We start from the raw sequence: 22298 nt of genomic DNA, 5'->3' as shown, positions 1-22298 counted from the left end.
TCAATAACATCAGCCTCTAGCATAACGGAAGCGTTCTCGTTTAGAAAAGATTAATGGAAGGAAAAACGATGGCGGTGTATGTTGGCGTTTTATATTCAAAATGAATGATATGAACACCATCGTATTTGTTGAAGATGATCCCGAAGTAGGTTCGCTGATTGCGGCCTATCTGGCCCGGCATGATATTGAGGTTATCGTTGAATCTCGTGGTGATTTGGCCGAAGAGAAAATTCTGCAAGTGCAACCCGATCTGGTGTTGTTAGATATTATGCTTCCAGGTAAGGACGGTATGACTATTTGCCGTGATTTGCGTGGGCGCTGGCAAGGTCCAATTGTCCTGCTGACTTCGCTGGACAGTGACATGAACCATATTCTGGCTCTCGAAATGGGTGCCTGCGACTATATCCTGAAAACCACACCACCGGCAGTACTGCTGGCTCGCCTGCGCCTGCATTTACGCCAAAACGAACATTCAGCCCAGGCTAAAGGAATTCAGGCTGCCACCATCACCCCGCACACCACTCTGCGTTTTGGCGCACTGATCATTGACCCAACGAATAGGTCTGTGCTGCTCGGCGGTGAGCTGGTCGCCCTCTCTACGGCGGATTTTGAGTTACTTTGGGAACTGGCAACCCATGCCGGGCAGATTATGGACCGTGATGCGTTGCTGAAGAATCTGCGCGGCGTAAGTTACGACGGTATGGACCGCAGTGTCGATGTCGCAATTTCCCGGTTACGTAAAAAACTGCTCGATAACGCGACTGAACCCTATCGAATCAAAACGGTACGCAACAAAGGTTATTTGTTCGCGCCGCACGCCTGGGACGACGAATCTCAGAAATAACCCACCGGATGAGGCGCATAACCTATCGCGTGAATGCAACTCAACGTGACAGCGTCACGTTGAGTTGCATACCGATTTTCTACCTCAACTGAACGTCAGACCGTCATATTTTTTCCAGCGGTAGTTCAACGCGGAAATAATCCAACAGGCAATAAAAACGCCAATAATGACAAACCCGACGTTGCCCATGTGGTCACTTAAGTTACTGACCGTGTCCCACAGCCCGCCCTGTAACGAAAAAGCATCAGACAGCAGGCCCAACCCCTCCAGTCCACCGATAAACAGCGCCACAATCACTGAGGTTCCGGTAATGGTCATATTGTAATACAGCTTACGCTGCGGCTTATTGAATGCCCAACCGTAGGCCTCAACCATCAGAATACTGTCGAGGCAGTCAATCAGCGCCATACCGCAGGTAAACAGCGCCGGGAAGACTAAAATGGACCAGACAGACATCCCGTTGGAGGCGCTTGAAGCCGATATGCCCAATAACGAGATTTCAGTCGCGGTGTCAAAGCCCAGGCCAAATAAGAAACCAACAAAATACATGTGCCAGTCTTTCCCAACCAGCCTGAAGGCTGAGCGAAATAGCCAATTCAGCGGACCTGAAACCGTGACATCTTCCGTGGAGAGATCATAAATACCGGTACGTTTCAGATGGCGGAACGCCTTCCAGACCTGACAGAAAATGATGAGGTTGATGGTAGCCAGAATCAGCAGAAATGCGGCAGAAACGGTGGTGCCGATAATGCCACCAATATTCTGAAACCATACCATATGCTGCTTAAACACGCTGGTGGTCAGAGCAATACCCATACTTGCCAGCACGACGATGGTGGAGTGTCCCAGAGAAAACCATGCCCCCGTCGTCAGCGCGCGTTTGTTTTGCTGCATGAGCTTTCGCGTCGCACTATCTATGGCCGCAATATGATCGGCATCGACTGCATGACGCAGACCATAACACCACGCGATCAGGCTCAGCGCCAGAAGTGACGTATTATGCCGAAACGCGGTGAATGCCCAAAGCCAGGCGACTATGTTTGCTCCGATGAGAAAAACCACCAGCAATATGAGGTTTGGCCGTTTTTTTATTAATGAATACAACGAAGTCATTATTTCCGGCCCACTCGTTTTGTAATAAACAACACAACATCACCGCCGTTCACTGATAGATTAATAAAACGTTTACCAGCCTAATGATAACGTTTAAGAATTACCAGCCCAGTGTCTTAGATCAAAGTTGCCTGCTCTCTTCGTCCAGTTCAACAATCGCTAACTCCGCGACACGCAAGGTTATCGCCGCATTTTCCCCATCCTCCAGAAACCATGCAGAAGATAAACCACACCATGCGACTATCCACATCAGCAGTCGCTGTCGTTCAATCCCGGCTATCTCAGAGACAAGTTGCACGCGTTGCTTAAAAATGTTTGGGTCTGTCGCGATAGCAACACAGGGATCGGCAAGGTCAGGATTCGTGAATATATTGGCGTAATCAAACCCTCGCTCACCCAGTAGTCCCTTGGGATCAATTGCCAGCCAGCCTGCCGGGCCAAAATCGAGGACATTGCCGTGGTGTAAGTCACCATGCAATACGACCTCATTCTGAGGAGATGAGAACAATTCGTTTGCGATCTCTGCACAGCGCGTCATAACTCCACCATAGATTTTCGCCGCTGGGGCAAGATCGCCAAACCAATGATGTAGCGGCGTTAGCGCGGGTGTAGACGTATTTTGTGGGAGATGGAGACGGCTGGCAGTATGGCAAATAATGCGACAAACCTGCGCATCTTTGCCAGAGCGGGACATGTCAGCTAAAGAACTCGACCCTGTCGCTCGTTCTAACAGAACCGCGCCATCAGCATGAGCAAGCACTCTCGCTGCGCCATTCCCGCTCCACCAAACCATCAGCTCGCCGCCATTTCGTTCACTATCATCGGTGGTGAGTTTGAGTATCGCTTTTTGTCCATTTTTAATAACGGTAACGGGCAAAAGCTGCGATGTGTGCGTTGCAATCTGTTCGCCATCAGGGGTGAGTCCCCATCGGCTGAGCCAGCCATTGACTACAGATTTATCCAATGCGACCTCTTATTTGATTGAGCCTTGAGGCGAAAAGCATATTGTTACTCCACTTTATAGGGAAATACATGAACAACGTTGCCTGCCAGTAGATACACTCCAAGACTCTCGGTTCTTTGCTTAACTTCTTCAAAAGGAAGTTGCGAATCGGGCTCGCGTCCTCCCCAAACCAGCAGCCCATTGTTGGCATAATGTTCCATGAACTCCAGGGTTTTGCCATTTTCAAGCGCAATAACCACCCTGCTCCCTTTTAGCGGTTGCAGGGAACCGTCATCATCTGCAATAAACATCTCTGTTACACAGGAATCAGATTCTTTGATCGGGAGCGGTGAAACAATCATGCCATTGGCCGCTACCGGTTTGAAATCCAGTTGCGAGGTCTTCACTTCTTCTGACGTTTGATACGGAATTCTGCCGCCCCAAATATGGATCCCGTCAGGGATTCCCTCCGGTAACGGTTGTGGGCTACCAGCCAGTTCAAGCGATTTGCCATCAGCAAACTCAACAACAATACTGCGACCATTTTGTAAGGCTAAATCGCCATTCTGGTCGATAATATAGATCTTCATATCATCCTGTCTCCGCTGTTTTTGATACTCGTGATTGATACTCAGGAAGATGAAAATGCTAAAAGCCAATAAACAGCTGCCATCGCTGAAACACTCAATAAAATACTGATTATGAAATAGGTTTTGAATGGCTGTTTTTGTGTTTTATGACGAAAAAGTTGTTGGCCCGCAATCGCGCCAGGCCACCCGCCCACCACGCCAAACACCAGCAAAGTGGATTCTGGCACTCTGCGCCAGGCCTTACGCGCCGCCATTTTATCTGCGCCGTAAATCACCAGCGTCAAAACATTAACAAGCAGGCACCACATGACCAAGGGATGTGGGGTGAATATACTGCCTGACGCAGCCAAAATCAGTAGCAAGTAACAGAAACGATTGAGGTTCATTTTATTAGTTGTGTGGAATAGATCAGAATGCATCAAAGCCGCATTATACGTCATACATGCCAAAGCGCCGAGCGGAGGATGGCAATGCAGAAATAGTGGATATAGTGTAATATCGGAACGCCATTTTGGGTCAGCATTTCAGCCAGAGTGCGCGCCCCTGCTGAGCCCCGGCTCCGGTTCCACGCCGGCGTACTTCGCTGTACAGCCTCACTCGCGCCGGATTGACAGTATCGCGTCGTTTTCGCCTTCTCGCCAGTACCGGTAACTGCTACGGTGTATTTCCAGTGCGGAACAAAGGCTTACTACCGTGTGGCTGTCACTCAGTCTGGCGGCTATCGTGAACCGTTCAGTGAGTCGGACATCAAGAGTGCGGTAGCCTTTTTAATATCGTATTCTGTTCCTCCTGACGCTCTCGCCTGAGCTAACGAACCCAACTTTCAAGCGTGGTAGAACCGACATTCATTGCTTCACTGGCTTGTCGATTGAGTAGCCCTTATCAACAATCAGCTGTGCACATGCCAGCCTGAACTCAGGGGTGAAAGTACGCTTAGTTTTCTTGTTCATTAAGTCACCTGTTTTATGTAGTGGTGAGAATATCACTTTTAATCAGGTGGCCAAATTTACTGTGCCACTACAACTGGCTTCTGGTTTCTTTTTCTGCGCACTCTTGCGCGTTTTAATATACCTGCGCACGCTGGAATTCCTGCTCCAGATTTTTCCAGTCCATTTTCGGCATAACATCACCAAATAATCATTGCTCAACGTCTATGCAGGGCAATAACCACTATTTTACAGGCCGCATTCAATTTTTTGACTACCAATATATTCATAATAAAAATATTAGATATACTAATGATGAGTTAATTTCATGTTAAATCATATTGTGTAATCACAGCTATCAGTCCACTCTCTAATCTGGAGAAAACAACAACAGCTTGCCAACCGGTTACCGGGGATGATGATGTCCATCCCCCGGCCTTTTAATCATTTCGTAGATTGTCGCACTCTGCTGTTCACTCATACTACTATCAGCATTAATACAGGCACTGGGGCTTGCGGTCTCGTTTATGTTGGCAGCAATAGAAACACGCTTAACGCGTTATCGTTCTCCGACGTGGATTCGGTGTGCCAAGTATTTTCAGTATGGGCGGTTAATGCAGAGCAATTGAGAGTCATGTAAGCAAATGCTATAGCAGTATTCTTCACTGGTTGACGGCTAATTATGGAATTTGCAGAAAACAGGTATGAAAAAGCCCCGGCAGGGGAGTCGGGGCTAATTGAGTATGGTGCCGGGTGCCTCCCGGTGAGTCTTTGGACAGCCTCCGTGACTCGCACCAATTTTGGACCATGTAAAATTAATTACACTTTGCTGTTTATGCCCCACCGCTTAGGGGGATTCACCGCAAACACATTCTACTCAATTATCTTTTAGGTAATTTTAGCTATGGGTGCGGGTTTTTTACTAACCGCCGCACCTAAGCGAATTTCATAATGGCAATATCGGTCAATTTATTCACATCAAAATATTATACACGTCATACAAAGTTAATTTCATGTTAAATAAGACTATAAATCATCACCTGTTGAAGCACTATCTAACCGAGAAAGATTATAATATTTTATCCAACCAGTTACCGAAGATGATAATTCTTATCCTCTGGATGTTTTGTCAAAATCATTGATAACTCATTTCCACTATCAAACCTATCCGCAGATGAGCTTCACAATAGCTATTACTGCGAGATGCCTGTACTAAATATCGCCACTTCGATCGTCCACCTATCATCCCAGTGGATGGACGACTTACCGCCTCGTGGTTCCAGCTTAGCTATCCCGGGATCGAAGATTTTGATAGCCGCTTCTGTGCTCATTTTTATTTCTCACTAACCTGCTTTGGCCGCGAGCGTCATCTCATAAAAAGGAGCGATTGCTTGCAGTGTTGCAAAAAGTGAAATGTAGTACAGACTGTCAATTCATACTCAACCAGAATGACTCCTGACAAACATTATAAAAATTCTTCTTCATTGGCCTGATTTCCTGCCCTGCCGCATCTATCACTTCCCAACAAATCCAACATTCAGGGCAAACATCATTGGGATGTTGTGTAGCTTCAAGTTCATGAGTACAGCGGATTACCACACCACTATCATGTCTCCATTCCATGGTTATGGTCTCAACCTCAGCCAAATCATCGCATTCACAAGATTCTTGAATACAAATTACTTCCTTTCCGCTTTTAATAACATTCACATAATACGCCAAATCAATCATATCTTTTCGTCGTAAAAAAACATTAGTGGCAAAGAATATACCCCTATACAGCCCCGTAAGCAGCACCGCATCCGTAACCATGGCTTGTGTACTGACTACCTTGGTCAGAATGAACCAGGAGTTTTTGGGGATTACGTCGCCACACGGCCATCAAAGCGCATTCAGAACAATATCTTTTGTCATCCGGGGTTGCATTGACCAGCCGATAACTTTGCACGAGAACAGGTCAACAACGACGGCCAGATACAGCCAGCCTTCGTGGGTTCGGATGTAGGTTATGTCCGTTACCCAACGTTCATCCGGAGCTTCCGGGTTGAACTGCCGATGGAGCCTGTCGGGTGTCACGATACTGACTTCACCTTTACGCGCTCGTGGGCTGCGATACCCGACCTGAGCCTTTATCCCGGCACGTTTCATCAGCCGCCAGACCCGGTTAATCCCACATTGTTGCCCGCTATCTCGCAGGATGACTCCGAGGTGTCTGTTAAACCTGTGGCGATTCACTGCTAATTCGATAAGCTCACTCTGGAACACAACCATAAGGCGTTCTGGCGTGCGCCGCCGTCGCCCATAGCAAACCCGGCATACTTATGCATGCTGGATGCTCTCCGCTGGAGCCAACTCTGCGTTTATTGCAAATCAGATGGGTCATGAGAATGCAGAAATGGTTTATACAGTGTACTCTGCCTGGATAAACGCGCTTGATGGTGATCAAATAGCCTTTCTGAACCAGCGCATCAGCGGATACAACAGTGTCCCCTGGTGCCCCAGAGGGAAACGCGCAATAGCTAACATATTGAACATTGAGTGATTTTTCATGAAAAAGCTGTTTGTGCAGTTTTATCTCTTATTGTTTGTCTGTTTTCTGGTGATGACCCTGCTGGTTGGCCTGGTGTACAAATTCACCGCAGAACGTGCGGGCAGACAGTCGCTCGACGACTTGATGAAAAGCTCGTTGTATCTGATGCGCAGCGAATTACGCGAAATCCCGCCGCGTGACTGGGGGAAAACCCTGAAAGAGATGGATTTAAATCTGTCTTTTGATCTTCGCGTAGAACCGTTGAATAAATACCATCTGGATGCTCCCACCATGCAGCGCTTACGGGAAGGTGATATCGTTGCGCTCGACGATCAGTACACCTTTATTCAACGAATTCCACGAAGCCACTATGTACTAGCCGTCGGCCCGGTACCTTATCTCTATTTCCTGCACCAGATGCGCTTGCTGGACGTCGCGCTGATGGCCTTCATTGCTATTTCATTGGCCTTCCCTGTGCTGATCTGGATGCGCCCACACTGGCAAGAGATGCTCAGACTGGAGGCCGCTGCGCAGCGTTTTGGTGAAGGGCATCTTAATGAGCGGTTGCACTTTGACAGCGGATCAAGCTTTGAGCGCCTGGGCGTGGCGTTTAACCAAATGGCAGACAATATCAATGCCCTGATTGCCAGTAAAAAACAGCTGATTGACGGCATTGCCCATGAGCTTCGCACACCGCTGGTGCGATTGCGTTACCGCCTGGAAATGAGCGATAACCTCACCGAGCAGGAATCGCAGGCGCTAAACCGCGATATTGGTCAACTGGAAGCGTTAATTGAAGAATTGCTCACCTATGCTCGTCTGGATCGGCCGCAAAATGAGCTAAAACTCAGTGTCCCGGACCTGCCTATGTGGCTAACAACCCATCTGGAAGATGTACAAAGCGTCAATCCCGATCGTGCGGTACGCCTGCGCCATCTTCAAATCGGAGACTACGGCGCACTGGATATGCGTTTGATGGAGCGTGTGCTGGATAATTTGTTAAACAACGCTCTGCGTTACTGCCAGTCTACTGTGCAAGCCAGCCTGCAACTCAATGGGAGTCAGGCAACGCTTATCGTCGAAGATGATGGACCCGGCATCGCGCCAGCTGCGCGCGAGCAGATTTTTGAACCGTTCGTTCGTCTGGACCCCAGCCGTGACCGGGCGACAGGTGGCTGCGGACTTGGCCTCGCCATCGTCCACTCCATTGCTCTGGCTATGGGCGGTACTGTGGTCTGTGGTGAAAGTGAACTCGGTGGTGCCCGCTTCTCCTTCAGTTGGCCTGTCTGGCATAACATACCTGAATTTTCAGCTGCCTGACTTACACCGCTCGGTGGTCAGGTTGAGTGTCTTGTGCTATAAAAAAGTATGTTGTAACTAAAATGGTAAGCCTATGTCTCGCTATGATCTTGTCGAACGCTTAAACGGAACCTTTCGCCAGATGGAACAAGAACTGGCACACCTCACTGGGCAATTGCAACAGCAGACGCTGCTAATTGCTCGCGTGTTCTCGTTGCCGGAAGTGGTGAAAGAGGCAGAACACGCGCCACTGGAAACCATCGACGTTAAACAGCACTTGGGTAAAGAGGCGGAAACCCTGGCACTACGCCACTTTCGCCACCTGTTTATTCAACAGCAGTCCGAGAATCGCAGCAGCAAGGCGGCTGTCCGCCTGCCGGGGGTACTCTGCTATCAGGTGAATACCGGCACACAAGTCGTGCTGGAAGAGCAAATACAACGTATTAATCAGCTTAAAACCACCTTTGAGCGTATTGTCACCGTAGATTCTGGTCTGCCATCGGCGGCGCGTTTTGAATGGGTGCACCGCCACCTACCGGGGCTGATTACGTTGAACGCCTATCGGACGCTAACGGTCGTCAGAAATCCGGCTACCCTGCGATTTGGCTGGGCCAACAAGCATATTATTAAGAACCTGACACGTGATGAGGTACTGCAACAACTGGAAAAGAGCCTGACATCACCACGCAGCGTACATCCGTGGACACGCGAAGAGTGGCAGGCCAGGCTTGAGCATGAATACCAGGACATTGCTGCCCTGCCACAGCAGGCAAAATTGAAGATCAAACGCCCGGTCAAAGTACAACCCATCGCCCGAGTCTGGTACAAAGGGCAGCAAAAACAGGTGCAATATGCCTGCCCGACGCCATTAATTGCGCTAGTAAATAACGAAAACGGCATGACGGTGCCGGATATCGGAGGATTACTGAACTACGATGCTGACAATGTTCAGCACCGTTTTAAACCTCAGGCACAACCGTTAAGACTGATTATCCCACGGCTGCACCTGTATGTAGCGGATTAACGACCCGGTCGTATGCTACCGACCATCAGTTCCGGGCGGACCCAACTGTCGAATTCGACCTCGGTTAAATATCCCAGCGCCAGGGCTGACGCTTTTAAGGTCAGTCCTTCTTTATGCGCCTTTTTAGCAATCTCAGCCGCTTTATCGTAACCGATATGGGTGTTTAGCGCGGTTACCAGCATCAGTGATTCGTTGAGCAGCTGATCAATGCGTTCACGATTTGGCTCGATCCCTGTCGCACAGTGTTCGTTGAAGCTTTCCATACCATCAGCCAACAGGCGAACCGATTGCAGGAAGTTGTGGATAACCATCGGGCGATAGACGTTCAGTTCAAAATTCCCTGACGCCCCGCCGATATTAACGGCAACATCGTTACCCATAACCTGACAGCACAGCATAGTCAGGGCTTCACATTGTGTCGGGTTAACCTTACCCGGCATGATGGAACTGCCCGGCTCATTTTCAGGAATAGAAATTTCGCCAATGCCGCAGCGCGGACCGGATGCCAGCCAGCGTACATCATTGGCGATTTTCATCAGCGATGCAGCCAGGCCTTTTAGCGCGCCGTGAGCATGAACCAGGGCATCGCAGGTGGCGAGCGCTTCGAATTTATTCGGCGCGGTGACAAAAGGTGCAGAGGTCAACACAGCCAGTTCATCCGCAACCCGCTCGGCATATTCCGGGTGGGTGTTCAGCCCGGTCCCTACCGCCGTACCGCCCAACGCCAGTTCAGCAACGTGTGGCAGACTATGTTCAATATGCTTCAGGTTATGTTCCAGCATGGCCACCCAGCCTGAGATTTCCTGACCCAGCGTCAGGGGCGTCGCATCCTGTAAATGGGTTCTGCCGATTTTGACAATGTCGGCGAAGGCATGCGATTTTTCACGTAACGTGGTGGTCAACACATTCAGTTGAGGGATCAGATGCTCACGCAAAGCCAACAGCGCGGCGACATGCATTGCTGTGGGAAAAACATCATTTGAACTTTGGCTTTTGTTGACGTCATCGTTCGGATGTATTTTTCGCTCCATCCCCCGCACGCCGCCCAACAATTCGCTGGCCCGGTTTGCCAGCACCTCATTCATATTCATATTGCTTTGCGTGCCGGAGCCGGTCTGCCAGATAGCCAGCGGAAACTCATCACGATGTTTGTCTGCCAGAACCTCGTCTGCAGCCTGCATGATGGCGGAGGCTTTTTCCGCAGCCAGCAACCCCAAATCCTGGTTAACCTTCGCAGCGGCCCGTTTAGTCAGCGCCAACGCGTGGATCAGCGAAACCGGCATTTTCTCTGTTGAAATGCGAAAATGCTCCAGCGATCGTTGCGTTTGCGCGCCCCAGAGTTTATCGGCCGGGACATCGATCGCACCCATTGAATCATTCTCGCGGCGTACCGTTACCATTACCTGCTCCTTATATTAACGATTGATTAGGTTATGTTTCGACATTGCCCACTTGCATTGGTCTTATGAGTATTAACGAGGAAAAAACTGTCGTTTGGTGGTTCGTGCGGTAAAAAAAACCGCCCCGTAGGGCGGCTGACGTTACTTAACGCAGCGTGCGCACTGCGACGTCTGAATTTGCTGGAAGAAATCGTTCCCTTTGTCATCCACCAGGATAAACGCCGGGAAATCTTCCACTTCAATTTTCCAGATGGCTTCCATCCCCAGTTCGGGATATTCCACGCACTCCAGACTCTTGATACTGCCCTGAGCCAGCACGGCCGCTGGCCCACCAATGCTGCCTAAGTAGAAACCGCCATGTTTATGGCAAGCGTCAGTAACCTGCTGGCTGCGGTTTCCTTTTGCCAGCATGATCATACTCCCGCCCGCGGCCTGAAGCTGGTCAACATACGAGTCCATACGTCCGGCAGTGGTTGGACCAAGCGAGCCAGATGCATAACCTTCCGGCGTTTTTGCCGGTCCGGCGTAATAGATTGGGTGATCTTTAACATACTGCGGCAAACTTTCGCCGTTATCCAGACGTTCTTTCAGTTTCGCATGCGCTATGTCACGTCCAACGATGATCGTACCATTCAGCGACAAGCGGGTAGAAACCGGATATTGCGACAACTGTGCCAGGATATCCTTCATCGGACGGTTCAGGTCGACACGCACGGCTTCACCTTCGCCTGCCTGACGCAGTTCTTCCGGGATATATTTGCCAGGATTGTGTTCGAGCTTCTCAATCCAGATCCCTTCACGGTTGATTTTGGCTTTGATATTACGGTCAGCAGAGCAAGAGACCCCCATACCGACCGGACACGACGCGCCGTGACGCGGCAGGCGGATTACACGGATATCATGAGCAAAGTACTTTCCGCCAAACTGCGCGCCCAGCCCTAAATTCTGTGCCTCAATCAGCAGCTCTTTTTCCAGCACCACATCACGGAATGCCTGGCCATGTTCGTTACCTTCGGTCGGCAGCTCATCATAGTATTTCGCCGACGCCAGTTTCACCGTTTTCAGCGTGGCTTCTGCGGATGTTCCACCGATCACAAACGCGATGTGGTACGGCGGGCAAGCTGCTGTTCCCAGCGTACGCATCTTCTCCACCAGGTAATTTTTTAATTTGCCTGGCGTGAGCAGCGCTTTGGTTTCCTGGTACAGATAGGTTTTGTTCGCCGAACCGCCGCCTTTGGCAATACACAGGAATTTATATTCATCGCCGTCGACGGTATACAAGTCAATCTGTGCTGGCAGATTGGTACCGGTGTTCACCTCTTTGTACATATCCAGCGCGGCGTTTTGTGAATAGCGCAGGTTATCTTCGATGTAGGTGTTATAAACCCCACGCGCCAGCGCCGCTTCGTCACCGCCGCCAGTCCAGACACGCTGTCCTTTTTTACCCACGATAATCGCTGTGCCGGTGTCCTGACATGTCGGCAGAATGCCCTTTGCCGCGATATCAGAGTTACGCAGGAATTGCAGGGCGACATATTTATCGTTTTCGCTGGCATCCGGATCACGCAGAATGTCTGCAACCTGCTGCTGATGAGCAGGACGCAGCATAAACGATGCGTCATGAAACGCCTGGCGAGCCAGCAAAGTTAAAGCCTCAGGCGCAACTTTGACAATCTCCTGCCCTTCAAATTCGGCAACGGAAACATGGTCGCTGGTCAGCAGATAGTATTCGGTATCATCCTTTTTGAGGGGAAAAGGATGCTGATAATGAAAGGGTTTGTTTGACATTGTGCTCTCACTTACTGCTCGGTCTGGTTATTCTCTGGGCAGATGTTCCATTGCCCTGCTTCCCTGCCGCAGATCGGGTTGTAGAAGATATGGCTTTCTGCAACCAGAATTACTCAGGGTATTAAAAGCGAGTCACCATATCCTACACAATTTTTTAACAAAAACTGAGACTAGTACGACTTTTTGCACGTGCAGGTTACTTCGACCGGGGTTTCTTGGTTTAATAGCCAGAGATTTTTCAACATTGAAACAGGGCATTGATAATGCAAAAACTGATCAACTCAGTGCAACACTACGCCTGGGGAAGTAAAACTGCGTTAACGGAACTTTATGGCATTGCCAACCCAACCCAGCAGCCAATGGCCGAGCTGTGGATGGGTGCTCATCCGAAAAGCAGCTCTCAGGTTCAAGGGGCCGATGGCCAACCCGTTGCTCTGCGCGATGTTATCGAGCACGATAAATCCGCACTGTTGGGCGATGCGGTAGCAAAACGCTTTGGCGAACTGCCCTTCCTGTTTAAAGTGCTCTGCGCCGCTCAACCCCTTTCTATTCAGGTCCATCCAAACAAACACAACTCTGAGATAGGTTTCGCCAAAGAAAACGCTGCCGGGATCCCGATGGATGCCGCTGAGCGTAACTACAAAGATCCGAACCACAAGCCAGAACTGGTTTTTGCCCTGACGCCATTCCTGGCGATGAATGCGTTTCGCGAGTTCTCTGACATCGTTGCGTTGTTACAACCGGTTGCGGGCGCACATCCTGCCATTGCTCACTTTTTGCAGGAACCCGGTGCCGAACGCCTGAGCTACCTTTTCGCCAGCCTGTTAAATATGCAGGACCAGGAAAAATCGCATGCACTGGCAATACTGAAATCAGCCCTTAACAGCCAGCAAGGCGAACCGTGGCAGACTATTCGCCTTATCGCTGATGTCTACCCGAACGACAGCGGTCTTTTCTCCCCACTGCTGCTGAATGTGGTGAAGCTAAATCCTGGCGAAGCGATGTTCCTGTTCGCCGAAACGCCGCACGCCTATCTGCAAGGTGTGGCACTTGAGGTCATGGCAAACTCAGATAACGTGCTGCGTGCAGGGCTGACACCGAAATATATCGATATTCCGGAGCTGGTGGCCAACGTTAAATTTGTCGCAAAACCGGCGAACCAACTGTTGACCACGCCGGTCAAAACCGGTGGTGAACTCGACTTCCCGATCCCGGTTGATGATTTCGCCTTCTCCCTGCATGAACTGTCTGCCGGAGAAGCCGTAATTAGCCAGCACAGTGCGGCGATTTTGTTCTGCATCGAAGGTGAAGCGCTACTGAGTAAAGGCGATCAACGTCTGGTACTAAAACCGGGTGAATCCGCATTTATTAGTGCGAATGAATCGCCAATAAGTGTCAGCGGCGTCGGCCGTTTAGCGCGTGTTTACAACAAGCTCTAGCAAGATACTGATATTTTTGACAACTCTTGCTAAGCTAGTAGAGAGTTAAAAACATGTCACTCCTCCAGGCGTCTTCAAACGCCTGGTTTTATTTTATGGATATCGAAATGAAAAAATCGCTGGTAGCTGCGGGTGTGGTGGTTGCGCTGGGTATCGTCTGGACGGGCGGCGCCTGGTACACCGGAAAGAAACTGGAAACGCATCTCGCTGAGATGGTGACGCAGGCAAATGATCAGATCAAACGCTACTCACCTGAGGCAGGAATTGAACTGAGTTATCAAAACTACCAGCGCGGCGTGTTCAATAGCCAACTGCAACTGGTAGTGAAGCCCATCGCCGGACAGGAAAACGCATGGCTGAAAGCAGGCCAAACTATCGTTTTGGATGAAACGGTGGATCACGGCCCCTTCCCGTTAACCCAGCTTAAGTCATTGAACCTCATTCCTGCTATGGCTTCGGTGAGAACAACACTGGTGAATAACGATGTCACTAAGTCATTGTTTGATATAGCCAAAGGCGAGTCTCCTTTCGTCATCAACTCCCGTATTAGCTATAGTGGCGACACCCGTTCCGATCTTTCCCTTAAACCGTTGAACTACGAGAAAGGCGACGAAAAAGTGGCCTTCAGCGGTGGGGAATTCCAGTTCACCGCAGATAAAGACGGTAACGCGGTTTCCCTGACGGGCACTGCGCAAAGCGGTCAGGTTAATGCAGTCAACGAATACGATCAGAAGGTGCAAATTACCTTTAATAACCTGACAACCGAAGGGTCCAGCAGTATCGCCAGTTTTGGTGAACGCATCGGCGACCAGAAGCTGTCTCTCGATAAGCTGTCGATATCGGTCGAAGGCAAAGAACTGGCCGTGCTCGAAGGAATGGGAATTGATGGTAAATCCGATCTGATTAACGACGGAAAAACCGTGAACAGTCAGTTGGATTACACCTTGAACAGCCTTAAATTACAGGGTCAGGATTTGGGTAGCGGTAAGCTAACGCTGAAAGTGGGTCAGATTGACGGTGAAGCCCTGCATCAGTTCAGCCAGCAGTACAGTGCCCAAACCAAGGCGCTAATGTCGCAGATTGACGTCGTCCAAAACCCAGAGCTGTATCAGCAGAAAGTCACGGAAGCGTTCTTTAATGCGCTGCCCATTCTGATGAAAGGTGAACCAGTAATCACCATTGCGCCGTTAAGCTGGAAAAATGCGAAAGGCGAAACGACGTTTAATCTGTCGCTGCTGCTCAAAGATCCAACCGCGACCAAAGAAGAGCCACAAACGCTGGCTCAGGAAGTGGATCGTTCAGTCAAATCACTGGACGCGAAGCTGACTATTCCTGTGGATATGGCGACTGAGTTCATGACACAGATAGCCAAAATTGAGGGCTATCAGCAGGAGCAAGCCGCGGAGCTGGCTAAACAGCAGGTCAATGGCATGGCTGCGATGGGGCAGATGTTCCGCATTACCACGATGCAGGACAACACTATCGGCTCCAGCCTGCAGTACACCAATGGCCAGGTAACGCTCAACGGGCAGAAGATGCCGCTGGATGAGTTTGTTGGTATGTTCGGTATGCCGACCCTTGGCGAACCGGATGCTCCGGCAGTTCCACAACAGTAATTCTTCTCTGAACCAGGCCCGATAATACCGCTTATCGGGCTTTTGATCTTCGGCAAGCTACTTCTGCGTGACCAGTCGGGCGGAAAGCGTCAGATTGCGGGAATGGCTGTCATCATTACCAATGCGCTGCAGTATACGTTCAGCCAGGGTATAACCCATTTCGCGTGCCGGGGTACTGGCCCAGATAATGGGAATGTCATCCAGCGCGTTTTCCGCCACATCCGCAAATCCGGCCAGTGAGACTTGCTGTTCAAAATAGCGATCGACGCCAATTTCGCCGCTCTGACGCCCCGCTCTCATCAAACCAAACCAGGCACCAACAGCGATGGTTTCGTTGTAACACACTACGGCGCTGATCGTCGGGTTGCGGCGTAACAGTGCAGCAACGGCTTCGGCAGCCTGCTTTTGACTGGATGAACACTCCAGAACCCAATCACTATGAAACGGTAAACCATATTTTAGCAGCGTCGCACAATAGCCGCCGACACGCTCTGCGCGGGTTAAAGAAGAACTCTGCCCCCCCAGCCACGCGATTCGCTGGTGACCGTGCCGAATGAGATGCTCAACCAACAATTGCGCTGCCTGCATGTTGTCGGGTCGTACCGTGTCGACGTCATCCAGGTAACTGGCTCGTGAGGCAAATACGACCGGAATCCCTTTTTCTTCAGCCAGTTGTCGCAGCGCATCACTGCTATCAGCTGCACCTGCAATGACTACGCCATCCACGCCCTGATTAAGTAGCATCGCAAAACGCTGAGCCAATTGCTCACCGTCTTTGCCGCCGTGTAAAAGAAAGACCATCCGACCCTGTGCTTCTAATGCTTCCGTCAGGCCTGCCGTCAGTTCAGCATAAAATGGCGCAGACAGATCGCGCACAATCAGCCCGACCACACCACTCTGACCGCCACGCAGCACCGATGCCTGACGATTACGTACGAACCCCAACTGCTCAATGGCTGCGTTTACCCGCTCCCCGGTTGCGGATGAGATACGCCCTTTTCCACTAAGCACCAATGAGACTGTACTGACCGAAACCCCGGCAGCCAGCGCAACATCATGAATGGTTATTTTTTTGGCTATAGCCATAAAAACAGAAAACTCCCTGATAACGTGACGGATAAAACGTTTTATCAATCGGTTATAGTTATACGCCGTATTATCATTCGATAATGTGATTTATACCGCACTAAAATTAGGTAAAACGTTTTATCTTCTCGCCATCATTAGTCACCGAGCTTTCACGAGGAGTCGTTAGATGACGACGAGAACCACACCAAAAATAACGTTATGGGAATTTTTCCAGCAGTTGGGCAAAACCTTTATGTTGCCCGTGGCTCTGCTCTCCTTCTGCGGGATCATGTTGGGGATCGGCAGTTCATTAAGCAGTCATGATGTCTTAACGCTGATCCCCGCATTGGGTAACCCGGTGCTTCAGGCTCTTTTTACCTGGATGAGTAAAGTCGGCTCTTTCGCCTTTAGTTTCTTACCCGTGATGTTTTGTATTGCTATTCCTCTCGGTCTGGCGCGCGAGAACAAAGGTGTGGCGGCATTTGGCGGGTTTGTTGGTTATGCAGTCATGAACCTTGCCGTTAACTTCTGGTTGACGGCGAAAGGGATTTTACCTACCACTGATGCAGCAATCCTGAAGGCCAATAACATCCAAAACATCCTGGGGATCCAGTCGATCGACACCGGGATCCTCGGTGCCGTCATCGCTGGGATCATTGTCTGGATGCTGCATGAACGCTTCCACAATATCCGTCTGCCGGACGCATTGGCTTTCTTCGGCGGCACCCGTTTTGTCCCCATCATCTCTTCACTGGTCATGGGACTGGTTGGATTAGTTATCCCTCTGATCTGGCCTGTATTTGCGATGGGTATTACCGGGCTCGGCAATATCATCAACAGCGCAGGTGAATTTGGTCCGATGCTGTTTGGTACCGGCGAACGCCTGCTGCTGCCTTTTGGCCTGCACCATATTCTGGTGGCCCTCATTCGTTTTACTGAAGCGGGCGGTACCCAGGAAGTGTGTGGTCATAGCGTCAGTGGCGCATTGACTATTTTCCAGGCGCAGCTGAGCTGCCCGACAACGCAAGGCTTCTCTGAAAGCGCAACCCGCTTCCTGTCTCAGGGCAAAATGCCGGCGTTCCTCGGTGGTTTGCCGGGTGCAGCATTAGCGATGTATCACTGTGCTCGTCCTGAGAATCGACATAAAATTAAAGGGTTATTAATTTCTGGTCTGATTGCCTGCGTCATTGGCGGTACCACCGAACCACTGGAATTCTTGTTCTTGTTTGTTGCCCCAGTTCTGTACGTGATCCACGCCTTATTGACCGGCCTCGGCTTTACCGTGATGGCGGTGCTCGGTGTAACTATCGGCAACACAGACGGTAACCTGATTGACTTCGTGGTGTTCGGGATCCTGCACGGGTTGTCCACCAAGTGGTATCTGGTCCCTGTTGTCGCGGCCATCTGGTTTGCGGTGTACTACGTTATCTTCCGCTTCGCGATCACCCGCTTTAATCTGAAGACACCGGGCCGTGATGTCGAAATTGCCAGCAATATCGAGAAAGTGATGGCAGGCACACCCGGTAAATCTGGCTACAATGTCCCGGCAATTCTGGCGGCATTGGGTGGCGCGGAGAATATCGTTAGTCTGGATAACTGCATTACGCGTTTGCGCTTGTCGGTCAAAGATATGTCACGCGTAAATGTCCAGGCACTGAAAGACAACCGGGCCATTGGCGTGGTACAGCTCAATCAGCATAACCTTCAGGTCGTTATTGGCCCGCAGGTCCAGTCAGTGAAAGACGAAATCGCAGTTCTGATGAACACCGTACAGGCGTGAGGACAACGACATGTTTGATTTTTCAAAGGTTGTGGACAGGCATGGTACCTGGTGTACTCAGTGGGATTACGTTGCCGACCGTTTTGGCACTGCCGATCTGCTGCCGTTCACCATCTCTGATATGGATTTTGCTACGGCCCCTTGCATTCTGGAGGCGCTGACACAGCGCCTGTCACACGGTGTATTAGGATACAGCCGCTGGAAAAATGACGAGTTTTTGGCGGCCATTAGCCACTGGTTTCTAACTCGTCACAATACCCGGATCGATCCTCAATCGCTGGTATATGGCCCCTCAGTTATCTATATGGTCTCAGAACTCATCCGCCAGTGGTCGTCTGCTGGCGACGCGGTAGTTGTCCATACGCCAGCTTACGATGCATTCTACAAGGCCATCGAGGGCAACCAGCGCACAGTGCTCCCCGTCGGTCTGGAAAAGCGGAGCGACGGTTGGTATTGCGACATGGCAAAGCTGGAAGCAGCTCTCTCACGGCCAGAGAGTAAAATTCTTCTGCTGTGTAGCCCACAAAATCCAACGGGCAAAGTGTGGACGCACGAGGAACTGGAAACCATGGCTGATTTATGCCAGCGACATGGTGTCAACGTCATTTCCGATGAAATCCATATGGATATGGTTTGGGGAGAGCAACCGCATATCCCGTGGATCAATGTCGCACGCGGCGACTGGGCGCTACTCACCTCCGGCTCCAAGAGCTTCAATATCCCGGCATTAACCGGAGCGTATGGGATCATCGAAGACGCCAATAGTCGCAACGATTATCTCAGTGCGCTAAAGGGACGCGATGGATTGTCTTCTCCTGCGGTGCTGGCACTCACCGCACATATTGCCGCCTATCAGCAAGGTGAGCGCTGGTTGGATGCCTTACGGGATTATCTTGCCGGCAACCTGCATTACGTTGCTGATGAACTTAATACCGCGTTCCCTGAACTTAACTGGCAGATCCCGCAATCCACCTATCTGGCCTGGATAGATTTACGTCCGCTCAGGGTTGATGACCAGGCGTTACAAAATGCGCTTATCCACCAGCAAAAAGTGGCGATCATGCCAGGTTCGACCTACGGAGAGGAAGGATGCGGTTTTGTACGCCTGAATACCGGATGCCCCCGCTCAAAACTTGAGAAAGGTGTTCAGGGATTAATTAACGCCCTGCGCTCTCTTCGCTAACTAAAGTTGCGCAATGAAATTAATCATTGCGCAACATAGATTTTTATCCCGATTTATTCTTATAATACTGCGCACTTTACCTAAAAACATGAGTGCGACCATGATTGATACTTCCCTTCCTTTAACCGACGTCCATCGCCACCTTGATGGGAACATCCGTGCCCAAACGATCCTGGATCTTGGTCGTCAGTTTAATTTAACGCTTCCTGCTCAAACACTTGAAATGCTGATCCCTCACGTGCAGGTAACGTCAACTGAGCCTGATTTGGTCAGTTTTTTGTCAAAGCTTGACTGGGGTGTCAAAGTGCTGGCCTCGCTGGATGCCTGTCGCCGCGTCGCATTTGAGAATATTGAGGATGCCGCACGTAATGGTCTGCATTACGTTGAACTACGTTTTTCCCCAGGCTATATGGCGATGGCCCATCAACTCCCCGTTGCAGGTGTGGTTGAAGCCGTTATTGCAGGCGTACGCGAAGGCTGTAAAACGTTCGGCGTTGAAGCTCGCTTAATTGGAATTATGAGCCGTACTTTCGGCGAAGCTGCCTGTTTGCAGGAACTGGATGCACTGTTAGCGCATCGTGATCACATCACCGCACTGGATTTGGCCGGCGATGAACTCGGTTTCCCGGGCAGTTTGTTCCTGTCCCATTTCAACCGTGCACGCGACGCTGGCTGGCATATCACGGTTCATGCAGGTGAAGCGGCAGGCCCGGAAAGCATCTGGCAAGCTATCAGAGAACTGGGAGCAGAACGTATTGGCCACGGCGTAAAAGCCGTCGAAGATCGCGCCCTGATGGATTTTCTCGCCGAGCAGCGCATCGGCATTGAATCCTGCCTGACATCGAATATTCAAACCAGTACCGTCACCTCACTGACGACGCATCCGCTGAAAACATTCCTTGAACACGGTGTACTGGCCAGTCTGAATACGGACGACCCGGCGGTTCAGGGTGTGGATATTATTCACGAATACACCGTAGCCGCTCCGGCTGCAGGATTGACGCGTGAACAGATTCGCCAGGCGCAAATCAATGGCCTGGAAATGGCGTTCCTGAGCAATGAAGAGAAACAAGCACTGCGTGAGAAAGTCGCCGCAGCGTAATGGTTTTATTGCCGGATGGCGCTAACGCTTATCTGGCCTACATTGCATTGTAGGCCAGATAAGATGCCTCGACATCCGACATTGGCATTATCAGGCAAGGCACAGCGTCGATCGGTGTTTCGCCGATTCAATGCCCAACTCAATCAGTTCCATGATTTGAATGGCTTGTCTGGCTGGAACCGGGTTCTCGCCGTTACCATTCAGCGCATCACGGATTCCCGCATAGTAAGCCGGATAATTACCTGGCACGGTTAACCAGGTTTCTTCCACCTGCTCATCACCTTCCATGCGTGTCAGTACACCATCACGCATGTCATAACCCCAGTCTTCCTGTGGCAGCCGCTCACCATTTTTAAGACGTTCCTCTTGTGGGTCCAGACCATACTTCACATAGCTGCCACGCGATCCGTGAACGATATAACGAGCAGACTCAGCCGCTGCCAGCATCGTTCCGTGCAGAATCACCCGACGCTGCGGATACGTCAGGATGGCATGGAAGTAATCTGTCGACTGCGCCCCCGGACGGAGCTGTGCCAGATCGACCGTCAGACTCACCGGCAAGCCAAACAGGTTAATTGCCTGATCTAAAAGATGCGGCGCTAAGTCATACCAGATACCACTCCCCGGGCCACCCTGTTCACGCCAGCGGTCACGGACCTGCGGGCGGAAGCGATCGAAATGAGATTCAAAATAAGCCACCTCACCCAACGCGCCATCAGCCAGCAAGGCTTTCAGCGTCAGAAAATCGCTGTCCCAGCGACGGTTATGGAAGACAGAAAGCAGGCGCCCTACGCTTCTGGCCAGCGCATCCAGCTCGCGTGCTTGTGACAGTGTCACAGTGAAAGGCTTATCAACAACCACATGCTTACCTGCTTCCAGCGCCGCTTTCGCCAGCGGGAAGTGTGTATCATTGGGTGTAGGGATCACAATCAGGTCGATACTCGGATCGTTAAACAGGTGTTTAGGCTCAGTAACAACCGCCACCGAAGGCCAGTCCGCCTTCACTTTTGTTTCATCACTACTGGACACCGCAACCAGTTCCAGACCCGGAGTGCCCACAATCAGGGGGGCATGGAAAGTTTTACTGGCATAACCGTAACCGATTAGCCCAACGCGGATGTTGTCACTCATGTTTTTGCCTCTCAATTCAGATCTGGCCTATTTCACACCATAGATAGTAGCGCCACAATAGTTTAATAACCTTTGCGCTACAAAGGTTGTTGCTTAACTTAAGTCAAACATATGCCACTTAGAGTTAACTTGCCGCGAAAAAGTCATCGAAATCGTTCCCAATGCTCTTGCTGTATCATTTATTGATAAGTAACATTTGCTACCTGTGTTTATGGATAAATCAAAGCAAATGTCGTCAGTAATGAATCGTCTTATTGAGTTAACAGGTTGGATTGTTCTCGTGGTCTCCGTGATCCTGTTGGGTGTTGCCAATCATATTGACAACTACCAACCACCGGAACCCGTCGCTGCAGTACAGAAAAAATAAATATACGCAGCCCGTTATAGCCTGGCAGTTAACTCCGCGATGGTTGCTGGGTAGGGCTGTAAAAGATCATTTTTTGTCAAAAAAAAAGCGAATTATGCCGCATCCCGCTCCAGCGCGTATTGCCTGCGATCGTGAAGCGCGTTACCCTTTCCGCA

At 50.4% G+C, this 22298-nt stretch carries 18 protein-coding genes and 2 pseudogenes; 9 read left to right on the top strand and 11 right to left on the bottom strand.

What is annotated here, in order from left to right; genetic code table 11:
* The first annotated feature begins 109 nt into the window (after positions 1 to 109).
* Positions 110 to 844 (top strand): two-component system response regulator RstA, encoded by a 735-nt coding sequence (gene rstA, locus FDX24_RS07810; RefSeq protein ID WP_170973057.1) that lies wholly within the window; start codon positions 110 to 112, stop codon positions 842 to 844.
* Between the two features lie 84 nt (positions 845 to 928).
* Here rstA and FDX24_RS07805 read toward each other — a convergent pair whose 3' ends face one another.
* The 7 genes and pseudogenes from FDX24_RS07805 to FDX24_RS07775 form a co-directional block, all read right to left on the bottom strand.
* Positions 929 to 1957 carry a HoxN/HupN/NixA family nickel/cobalt transporter gene (locus FDX24_RS07805; protein WP_048211731.1) on the bottom strand — a complete coding sequence of 343 codons (1029 nt, stop codon included), beginning with the start codon at positions 1955 to 1957 and terminating at the stop codon, positions 929 to 931.
* A gap of 121 nt (positions 1958 to 2078) precedes the next feature.
* Positions 2079 to 2921, bottom strand: a complete 843-nt coding sequence (locus FDX24_RS07800; RefSeq protein WP_137364090.1) for an aminoglycoside phosphotransferase family protein — start codon at positions 2919 to 2921, stop codon at positions 2079 to 2081.
* 44 nt (positions 2922 to 2965) lie between these two features.
* Positions 2966 to 3490 carry a hypothetical protein gene (locus FDX24_RS23680; protein ID WP_048211733.1) on the bottom strand — a complete coding sequence of 175 codons (525 nt, stop codon included), beginning with the start codon at positions 3488 to 3490 and terminating at the stop codon, positions 2966 to 2968.
* 41 nt (positions 3491 to 3531) lie between these two features.
* Positions 3532 to 3876, bottom strand: a complete 345-nt coding sequence (locus tag FDX24_RS07790; RefSeq protein ID WP_061068825.1) for a DUF1294 domain-containing protein — start codon at positions 3874 to 3876, stop codon at positions 3532 to 3534.
* Positions 3877 to 3977: 101 nt separating this feature from the next.
* Positions 3978 to 4476, bottom strand: a pseudogene (locus tag FDX24_RS07785) (transposase); the annotation flags it as partial.
* A gap of 1368 nt (positions 4477 to 5844) precedes the next feature.
* Positions 5845 to 6228, bottom strand: a complete 384-nt coding sequence (locus FDX24_RS07780; RefSeq protein ID WP_233608857.1) for a hypothetical protein — start codon at positions 6226 to 6228, stop codon at positions 5845 to 5847.
* Positions 6221 to 6612: pseudogene (locus FDX24_RS07775) on the bottom strand (DDE-type integrase/transposase/recombinase); the annotation flags it as partial. The gene FDX24_RS07780 and the pseudogene FDX24_RS07775, both read right to left, overlap by 8 nt.
* A 352-nt stretch (positions 6613 to 6964) precedes the next feature.
* Here FDX24_RS07775 and rstB point away from each other — a divergent pair.
* Complete coding sequence (rstB, locus tag FDX24_RS07765) at positions 6965 to 8266, top strand: two-component system sensor histidine kinase RstB (RefSeq protein WP_048211735.1); 1302 nt, start codon at positions 6965 to 6967, stop codon at positions 8264 to 8266.
* A 73-nt stretch (positions 8267 to 8339) separates the two neighbouring features.
* Positions 8340 to 9269 carry a DNA replication terminus site-binding protein gene (gene tus, locus FDX24_RS07760; RefSeq protein WP_137364088.1) on the top strand — a complete coding sequence of 310 codons (930 nt, stop codon included), beginning with the start codon at positions 8340 to 8342 and terminating at the stop codon, positions 9267 to 9269.
* Here tus and fumC read toward each other — a convergent pair.
* Positions 9266 to 10669 (bottom strand): class II fumarate hydratase, encoded by a 1404-nt coding sequence (gene fumC, locus FDX24_RS07755; protein WP_137364087.1) that lies wholly within the window; start codon positions 10667 to 10669, stop codon positions 9266 to 9268. The two genes, tus and fumC, sit on opposite strands and share 4 nt — an antisense overlap.
* A 141-nt stretch (positions 10670 to 10810) precedes the next feature.
* Positions 10811 to 12457: a class I fumarate hydratase gene (gene fumB, locus FDX24_RS07750; RefSeq protein ID WP_048211738.1), complete on the bottom strand. Its 1647-nt coding sequence runs from the start codon at positions 12455 to 12457 to the stop codon at positions 10811 to 10813.
* A gap of 263 nt (positions 12458 to 12720) precedes the next feature.
* Between fumB and manA the strand changes: the two genes are divergently transcribed.
* Positions 12721 to 13896: a mannose-6-phosphate isomerase gene (gene manA / locus FDX24_RS07745; RefSeq protein ID WP_005121190.1), complete on the top strand. Its 1176-nt coding sequence runs from the start codon at positions 12721 to 12723 to the stop codon at positions 13894 to 13896.
* Between the two features lie 107 nt (positions 13897 to 14003).
* Complete coding sequence (locus tag FDX24_RS07740; RefSeq protein WP_137364086.1) at positions 14004 to 15512, top strand: YdgA family protein; 1509 nt, start codon at positions 14004 to 14006, stop codon at positions 15510 to 15512.
* 57 nt (positions 15513 to 15569) lie between these two features.
* Here FDX24_RS07740 and FDX24_RS07735 read toward each other — a convergent pair whose 3' ends face one another.
* Positions 15570 to 16598 (bottom strand): Mal regulon transcriptional regulator MalI, encoded by a 1029-nt coding sequence (locus tag FDX24_RS07735; protein ID WP_048211739.1) that lies wholly within the window; start codon positions 16596 to 16598, stop codon positions 15570 to 15572.
* Positions 16599 to 16767: 169 nt separating this feature from the next.
* Between FDX24_RS07735 and malX the strand changes: the two genes are divergently transcribed.
* The 3 genes from malX to add all read left to right on the top strand — a co-directional run bounded on the left by malX (position 16768) and on the right by add (position 20645).
* Positions 16768 to 18360, top strand: coding sequence for a maltose/glucose-specific PTS transporter subunit IIBC (gene malX / locus FDX24_RS07730; protein WP_121584611.1), 1593 nt, complete (start codon positions 16768 to 16770; stop codon positions 18358 to 18360).
* A gap of 10 nt (positions 18361 to 18370) precedes the next feature.
* Entirely contained in the window at positions 18371 to 19543 is a 1173-nt protein-coding gene (locus FDX24_RS07725; protein ID WP_121584610.1) for a MalY/PatB family protein, read from the top strand.
* 100 nt (positions 19544 to 19643) lie between these two features.
* Complete coding sequence (gene add, locus FDX24_RS07720; RefSeq protein WP_137364085.1) at positions 19644 to 20645, top strand: adenosine deaminase; 1002 nt, start codon at positions 19644 to 19646, stop codon at positions 20643 to 20645.
* A gap of 90 nt (positions 20646 to 20735) precedes the next feature.
* On the opposite strand, the gene FDX24_RS07715 is transcribed toward add, so the two are convergent.
* The gene (locus FDX24_RS07715; RefSeq protein WP_048211743.1) at positions 20736 to 21776 is read right to left on the bottom strand and encodes an oxidoreductase; all 1041 of its coding nucleotides are present in this window, start codon (positions 21774 to 21776) and stop codon (positions 20736 to 20738) included.
* A 241-nt stretch (positions 21777 to 22017) separates the two neighbouring features.
* Between FDX24_RS07715 and blr the strand changes: the two genes are divergently transcribed.
* Positions 22018 to 22143, top strand: a complete 126-nt coding sequence (gene blr, locus FDX24_RS07710; RefSeq protein ID WP_040233850.1) for a division septum protein Blr — start codon at positions 22018 to 22020, stop codon at positions 22141 to 22143.
* Positions 22144 to 22298 lie beyond the last annotated feature (155 nt).

Origin of the sequence: Citrobacter sp. wls716, from assembly GCF_005280975.1 — a bacterium.
Taxonomy (GTDB): Bacteria; Pseudomonadota; Gammaproteobacteria; order Enterobacterales; family Enterobacteriaceae; genus Citrobacter; species Citrobacter youngae.
Note: the sequence above shows the minus strand (reverse complement) of the source record. Positions and strands in the feature narration are given on the sequence as shown.